The organism is Amycolatopsis sp. NPDC057786 (genome assembly GCF_042797905.1).
Lineage (GTDB): Bacteria > Actinomycetota > Actinomycetes > Mycobacteriales > Pseudonocardiaceae > Amycolatopsis.
Genome location: NZ_JBHVKW010000183.1, coordinates 1 through 7017, shown reverse-complemented (window position 1 = coordinate 7017; position 7017 = coordinate 1). Strand labels below are relative to the sequence as shown.

6 protein-coding genes and 1 riboswitch are annotated in these 7017 nt (G+C 68.9%); of the genes, 2 read left to right on the top strand and 4 right to left on the bottom strand.

What is annotated here, in order from left to right:
• Window positions 1-52: 52 nt before the first annotated feature.
• Together ACFVM3_RS41490 and ACFVM3_RS41485 are read right to left on the bottom strand one after the other, a co-directional pair.
• Window positions 53-877, bottom strand: coding sequence for an aldo/keto reductase (locus ACFVM3_RS41490; protein ID WP_378445349.1), 825 nt, complete (start codon window positions 875-877; stop codon window positions 53-55).
• 49 nt (window positions 878-926) lie between these two features.
• Window positions 927-1754: a helix-turn-helix domain-containing protein gene (locus tag ACFVM3_RS41485; protein WP_378445351.1), complete on the bottom strand. Its 828-nt coding sequence runs from the start codon at window positions 1752-1754 to the stop codon at window positions 927-929.
• A 113-nt stretch (window positions 1755-1867) separates the two neighbouring features.
• On the opposite strand from ACFVM3_RS41485, the gene ACFVM3_RS41480 reads away from it, so the two are divergent.
• Window positions 1868-2230 carry a nuclear transport factor 2 family protein gene (locus ACFVM3_RS41480; protein WP_125734208.1) on the top strand — a complete coding sequence of 121 codons (363 nt, stop codon included), beginning with the start codon at window positions 1868-1870 and terminating at the stop codon, window positions 2228-2230.
• A 3-nt stretch (window positions 2231-2233) separates the two neighbouring features.
• Here the strand turns inward: ACFVM3_RS41480 and gcvP are convergent, their stop codons facing one another.
• The gene (gene gcvP / locus ACFVM3_RS41475) at window positions 2234-5113 is read right to left on the bottom strand and encodes an aminomethyl-transferring glycine dehydrogenase (RefSeq protein ID WP_378445347.1); all 2880 of its coding nucleotides are present in this window, start codon (window positions 5111-5113) and stop codon (window positions 2234-2236) included.
• Window positions 5114-5284: 171 nt separating this feature from the next.
• Window positions 5285-5386: riboswitch (glycine riboswitch) on the bottom strand.
• A gap of 46 nt (window positions 5387-5432) precedes the next feature.
• Window positions 5433-6014, bottom strand: a complete 582-nt coding sequence (locus tag ACFVM3_RS41470) for a MerR family transcriptional regulator (RefSeq protein WP_005150040.1) — start codon at window positions 6012-6014, stop codon at window positions 5433-5435.
• A 297-nt stretch (window positions 6015-6311) separates the two neighbouring features.
• Here ACFVM3_RS41470 and ACFVM3_RS41465 point away from each other — a divergent pair, with 297 nt between their 5' ends.
• Window positions 6312-6926: a TetR/AcrR family transcriptional regulator gene (locus ACFVM3_RS41465; protein WP_340682157.1), complete on the top strand. Its 615-nt coding sequence runs from the start codon at window positions 6312-6314 to the stop codon at window positions 6924-6926.
• The last annotated feature ends 91 nt before the right edge of the window (window positions 6927-7017 follow it).

Here is a 7017-nt window from a genome sequence, read left to right as displayed (position 1 = left end):
AGGAAGGGGGCCTTCATGTACTTCAGGCAAGCAAGGCTCAGGTACCGACCACTCAAGAGCCGAAGGTGTCCGGGTCCGGACCGGTGCGCGTCCCGTCGTCGAATTCGGCGAGGGCCGCGAGATCGTCGTCGGCCAGTTCGAAGTCGAATACGTCGAAGTTCTCGCGAATCCGGGACGGCGTCACGGATTTCGGGATGGCGACCGTGCCGAGCTGCAGATGCCAGCGCAGCACCAGTTGCGCGGGGCTTTTGCCGTATTTGGCCGCGAGGGCGGTCAGTGTCGGGTCCGAGAGCAGCGAACCCTGCGCGAGCGGGCTCCAGGCCTCGGTGACGATGCCGTGCTCGGCGTGAAACTCCCGCAACGCCTTCTGCTGGAGCCGCGGGTGCAGCTCGACCTGGTTGACCGCGGGCACGATCCCGGTCTCGTCGAACAGCCGCCGCAGATGCGGGACGTGGAAGTTCGACACCCCGATGGCGCGCACCCGGCCGTCCGCGTAGAGCTTTTCCAGCGCCCGCCAGGTTTCGACGTACTTCCCGCGGGCAGGCGTCGGCCAGTGGATCAGGTACAGGTCCACGCGGTCCAGGCCGAGTTCCGCGAGGCTCGCGTCGAACGCCCGGAGCGCCTCGTCGTAGCCGTGGCCCGGATTCGGCAGTTTCGTGGTGACGAACAGTTCGTCGCGAGGTACTCCCGCCGAGCGGATCGCCTCGCCGACACCGGCTTCGTTCCGGTACGACGCGGCGGTGTCGATGCTCCGGTACCCGGCCTCGATGGCGGTCCGGACGACCTTGGCCGTGTCGCCCTCGGGGACCTGCCAGACGCCGAAACCGAGTTGGGGGATGGCTACCTCGTTGTTCAGGACGACGGAAGGCACGGCCATGGAAGAGGAATCCTCACTGGAGTCTGTGGCAGGGCTTCTTTGACCCGCATCATTCCACCCCGCGCGCGGCGTACGCGCGCAGATATTCCGCCGTGTCCGCGTCGGCCGGGAAGAAGGACTCGATCACCAGCTCGGCCACCGTGACGTCCAACGGCGTCCCGAAGGTGGAGACCGTGCTGAAGAACGTGAGCTCGGCGTCCTCGTGCCGCAGCTTCAACGGGACGAAAATGTCGCCCGGCCCGGGGACCTCCACCTCGGGGACGGGATCCGCGCACGGATAGGAGAGCAGTTCCTCCAGCAGTTCGGTCAGCGCCGGGTCGGCCGTCTGCGTCACCTGCCGCCGCAGCCTGCCGAGCAGATGGGCGCGCCACTCCCCCAGGTTCAGCACGTGCGGCGCCATCCCGTCCGGATGCAGCGTCACCCGGAGGACGTTGACCGGCGGCGTCATCAAGGCGGGCGAGACCAGGCCGGTCATGATCGAGATGCTCGCGTTGGCGTCGACCAGGTTCCACCAGCGGTCGGCGACGGCCGCCGGGTACGGCTCGTGGCTGGTCATCAGCTGCCGGACCGCCTTGCGCACGGCCGCCATTTCCGGGGCACCGAGCCCGCTTTCGGCGTACGCGGGCGCGTAACCCGCCGCCAGCAACAGCTGATTGCGTTCCCTCAAGGGCACCTCCAGGTGCTCGCCGAGCCGCAGCACCATCTCGCGGCTGGGCTTGGACCGGCCGGTCTCCACGAAGCTCAGGTGCCGGGTGGAGATATCCGCCGAGATGGCGAGATCCAGCTGGCTGATCCGGCGGCGGTCACGCCATTCGCGGAGGAGTTCGCCGACGGGGCGGCCCGCGCGGCTCGCGGTCACTGTGGTCGTCACGATCACGAACCTACGGCCCCGCACGCGGAGCCGCCATTACCTCCCGCGTAATCGACGGGACCCGCTTCAGCCGACAGAGTTGCGGCATCGGTTACCCCACAGGAAAACGAGGAGACACCATGTCGGACATCCAGCGCGTCGCCGAGCAGTACATCGCCGTGTGGAACGAGACCGACGCGGACAAGCGCCGCGCGCTCATCGCCGAAGTGTTCACCGAGGACGCCGCCTACACCGACCCGCTCGGCGCGGTCACCGGCCACGACGGTGTCGACGGCTTCATCGCCGGCGCGCAGGCGCAGTTCGCCGGTCTGAAGTTCAGCCTGCCGGCCGCCCCCGACGCGCACCACGACATCGCGCGGTTCCAGTGGTACCTCGGCCCGGAGGGCGCGGAAGAGCCGCTGGCGATCGGCTTCGACGTCATCACCGTCGAGGACGGGCGGATCAAGCAGGTGCTGGGCTTTCTCGACAAGATGCCCGGCTGATCCTCAGGCGAAGGCCTCCGGTGGCGGGCAGGAGCAGACGAGGTTGCGGTCCCCCGCGGCCCCGTCGATCCGCCGCACCGGGGGCCAGATCTTCGACGCGGTGAACCCGGCCGGGAAGACCGCGATCTCCCTGCTGTACGGCCGGTCCCACTCACCCGCGAGACAGCGCGCGGTGTGCGGGGCGTTGCGCAGCGGGCTTTCGGCCACCGGCCACTCCCCCGCGGCGACCTTCTCGATCTCGGCGCGGATCGCGATCATCGCGTCGCACAACCGGTCGAGTTCGCCGAGATCCTCGCTCTCGGTGGGCTCGACCATGAGCGTTCCCGCGACCGGGAAGGACATCGTCGGCGCGTGGAGCCCGTAGTCGGCCAGCCGCTTGGCGACGTCGTCCACCGTGACGCCGGTCCGTTTGGTGATCGCGCGGAGGTCGAGGATGCACTCGTGCGCCACGAGTCCCTCGTGCCCGGAGTACAGCACCGGATAGTGCCCGGCGAGACGTTTCGCGACGTAGTTGGCGTTCGCGACCGCGGTCAAGGTCGCCCGCCGCAGGCCGTCGGCGCCCATCATCCGGACGTAGGCCCACGAGATCGGCAGGATCGACGCGCTCCCCCACGGCGCGGCGCTGATCGGGCCCACCCCAGTGGCCGGGCCGGCGTCCGGCTGCAGCGGGTGGTTCGGCAGGTACGGCGCCAGATGCGCGCGGACGCCGATCGGGCCGATACCCGGCCCGCCGCCACCGTGCGGGATGCAGAAGGTCTTGTGCAGGTTCAGATGGGAGACGTCGGCGCCGAACTTCCCGTACTGCGCGACCCCGATCAGCGCGTTCAGGTTCGCGCCGTCGACGTACACCTGACCGCCCGCGTCGTGCACCAGCGCGCAGACCTCGCGGACGGTGTCCTCGTAGACGCCGTGCGTCGAGGGGTAGGTGATCATGATCGCGGCGAGGTCGTCCGCGTGCTCGTCCACAGTGGACCGGAGGTGGCCGAGGTCGATGTTGCCCTCGTCGTCGCATTTGACGACCACCACGCGCATCCCGGCCATGACCGCGCTGGCCGCGTTCGTCCCGTGCGCGCTGGACGGGATCAGGCAGACGTCGCGCGCCGCGTTCCCGCGTTCGCGGTGGTACGCGCGGATCGCCAGCAGTCCGGCGAACTCGCCCTGGCTGCCGGCGTTCGGCTGCAGGGAAACCGCGTCGTAGCCGGTGATGCCGGCGAGCCAGCGCTCCAGGTCCTTCACGACGGTGAGCAGGCCGGCCGCGTCCTCGGCGGGCACGAACGGATGCAGACCGGCGAACTCGGGCCAGGTGATCGGCTCCATCTCGGCCGTGGCGTTGAGCTTCATCGTGCACGAGCCGAGCGGGATCATGCTCCGGTCGAGCGCGACGTCCTTGTCGGACAACGACCTCAGGTACCGGAGCAGCGCCGTCTCCGAGCGGTGCGCGTGGAAGACCGGATGCGTCAGGTAGTCGCTGGTGCGGCGCAGATCCGGCGGGAAGCCGTCCGCGGTATCCGCGTCGAGTGAGTCCACATCGGATACCGCGACCCCGAACGCCTTCCACACCAACGAAAGGTGCTCACGGGTCGTCGTCTCGTCACACGCGACGGCGACGTGGTCCGCGTCCACGGGCCGAAGGTTGACCCCGAGTTCCCTCGCGGTGGCGACGACCCCGGTCGCGCGGCCGGGGACGGCGACCATGACGGTGTCGAAGAACTCGCAGTGCACGACGTCGACACCACTCTCGGCGAGCCCAGCCGCGAGCACGGTGGCCATCCGGTGCGCGCGGTTCGCGATGGCGCGCAGGCCTTCGGGACCGTGGTACACCGCGTACATCGACGCGATCACCGCCAGCAGCACCTGGGCGGTGCAGATGTTGCTCGTCGCCTTCTCGCGGCGGATGTGCTGCTCGCGGGTCTGGAGCGCGAGCCGGTACGCGGGCGCGCCGTCGGCGTCCTTCGACACCCCGACCAACCGGCCGGGCAGCTGCCGTTCGAGACCCTGCCGGACGGCGAGGTACGCCGCGTGCGGCCCGCCGAAGCCCATCGGGACCCCGAACCGCTGCGTGGACCCGATCGCGACGTCGGCGCCGAGCTCACCGGGCGACCGCAGCAGGGTCAGCGCCAGCGGATCCGCGGCCATCACCACCGCCGAGCCCAGCGCCTTGGCCTCGGTGATGGTGTGCTCCCATTCGCGCACGACACCCGACGCGCCCGGATACGACAGCAGCACGCCGAAGAAGTCGCCGCCGAGCCCGAGCCCGGTGATGCCCTGGGACAGATCCGCGGTCACCAGCTCGATGCCGAGCGGTTCGGCGCGGGTGCGCAGCACGTCGATCGTCTGCGGAAGAGTGTCCTCGTCGACCACGAACCGGTTCGACTTCGCCTTGCCCGCCCGGCGGACCAGCGTCATCGCCTCCGCCGCGGCGGTCGCCTCGTCGAGCATGGACGCGTTGGCGATCGGCAGGCCGGTCAGGTCGGACACCATCGTCTGGAAGTTCAGCAGTGCTTCGAGGCGGCCTTGCGAGATCTCCGGCTGATACGGCGTGTACGCGGTGTACCAGGCCGGGCTCTCCAGCACGTTCCGGCGGATCACCGGCGGGGTCACGGTGTCGTGGTAGCCGAGACCGATCATCTGGACCATCGGCCGGTTGCGCGCGGCCAGCGCGCGGAGTTCGGCGAGCGCGCCGGTCTCGGTGGCGGGCGGCGGGAGCTCCAGCGGTGCCGCGGACTCCCGCAGCGACGCGGGGACTGCCCGCTCGGCGAGCTCGTCCAACGAAGCGACGCCGACGACGTCGAGGATGCGCGCGAGTTCTTCGGTGCCGGGACCGATGTGCCGGTCCGCGAAGGGGGTTCCGGATTCGAGAGCGGCCAGTGAAACGGGCTCCATCGGGGACCTCCCAAGACGCGGGGGTGGGGCCGGGACGATTGTCCTGGCCCTCCCCACTCTGTCCGTACCCCCGAGGGGGGCGCCTGAGAGTTTCGCCCGAGTGTTGAGCCGGGCTTGCACCGTCGGCGGGGCCGCCAGGCTGTGACCTGGCGAACCACTTTCCAGAGGCGTCTCTTCCGCGCGGTCCAGGGTGCCTGAGAGGTTCCGGGGAGGACTTGCTCCTTCGGCGCCGAGCTCAACGGTTATCGGCTCGGTCTCTCCCGCGCGGATTCGTCGACCGCGGAAGTGAGCCTACCCTGCCGCGTCCGCGGCCTCATGATCAGCCGGTGCGACGGGCGTTGCGGCGCTGCGTGAGCTCGTCTGGTGTGACCGTTTCGATCACGCCGCCGTCGGCCCGCTCGGCCGGGAACTCGTGGATGGTGCCGCTGATCTCCTGCATCGCGCCGCTGACCGCGATCCCGAAGACACCCTGCCCGCCCTGGAGTAAATCGACGATCTCTTCGGGCGAAGTGCACTCGTAGACGGTGGTGCCGTCGGAGAACAGGGTGACCTTGGCGAGGTCGCGGACGCCGCGCAGGCGCAGGTGGTCGACGGCGACGCGAATGTTCTGCAGGGAGACGCCGGTGTCGAGCAGCCGCTTGACGACCTTCAGGACAAGGATGTCCTTGAACGAGTAGAGCCGCTGCGAACCGGAGCCGTGCGCCGTGCGAATGCTCGGCGCGACCAGCTTCGTGCGGGCCCAGTAGTCGAGCTGCCGGTAGGTGATCCCGGCGATCTGGCAGGCGGCGGGGCCGCGGTAGCCGACGAGTTCGTCCGGGAGGGAAGAGTCGGGGAACAGCTCGCCCTGCTCGCCGTCAGCGACCGGAACGAGCGGCTCTTGAGGGCTACCAGCCTCGACCACGCCATGCCTCCCCTCGCCCGACCTGGCGGCCGGCGAACAAAGCCGCGCGGACCCACGTGAGTCCGCACCGGAGTTCCTCGTCAAGACGAATGCCCCAGACATCCGAATCACACCTTGGCGATTCACCTTCATTGAAGGTAAGCGCGTCCGGCAAAGCGGTCAACGCGACGCGCGGTCCACCTCAAGCTCTTCTTGAGGCTTGTCGAACACGGTCCCCCATTCGGCGGCATGGTTGTCACCTTTACTCGGTCGTGTTATTTTTTACTCATGCAAGTAACTCACTCCACCCAGAGCGCCATGCAAGAGGTACAGGCGGAGCTGGGGCTGTCGGTCACCGAGGCGGCCCGGCGGGCCCAGATCATCGGAGCCACGATCGCGACGATCTCGGACCTCGGCTACCACAAGACGTCGTTCGCGAAGATCAAGGAGCGGGCCGGGCTGTCCAGCACCCGGATCATCTCGTACCACTTCACCAACAAGGCGGGCCTGATGCAGGCCGTGGTCACCACCGCGACCGGGATGAAGGACAAGTTCCTCGAGGAGCGGATCCAGGGCACGACCGACCGGGCCGGGCTGCTGCGCGGTTACATCGAGTCGGAGATCGCGTTCCTCGGCTCGTACCCGGAACTGGTGCGGGTCATGGTCGAGATGGGTTCGAGCGGCTCGGACGCCGAGGGCTGGTTCATGTCGGCGCCGCTGGTCGAAGAGTTCCGGACCGGCAGGCTCGAACGCCAGCTCCGGCAGGGACAGCAGGAAGGCGCTTTCGGCGAGTTCGCGCCGGACGTGATGGCGTTGTCGATCGCGCAGGCCATCGACGGTGTCGCGGCGAAGTTCGCGGCGGATCCGAAGCTGGACCTGGAGCGGTACGGGCGGGAGCTGGCGGACCTGTTCGTCAAGGCGACCGCGGCCTGATCCGCGGTCGACGTTGCGAAAGCCACTTTAGCAACCATCAAAAGTTCGAAAGTTGGTTTAGCAAACCCCCGCCCAACCCCCCCACCCACCA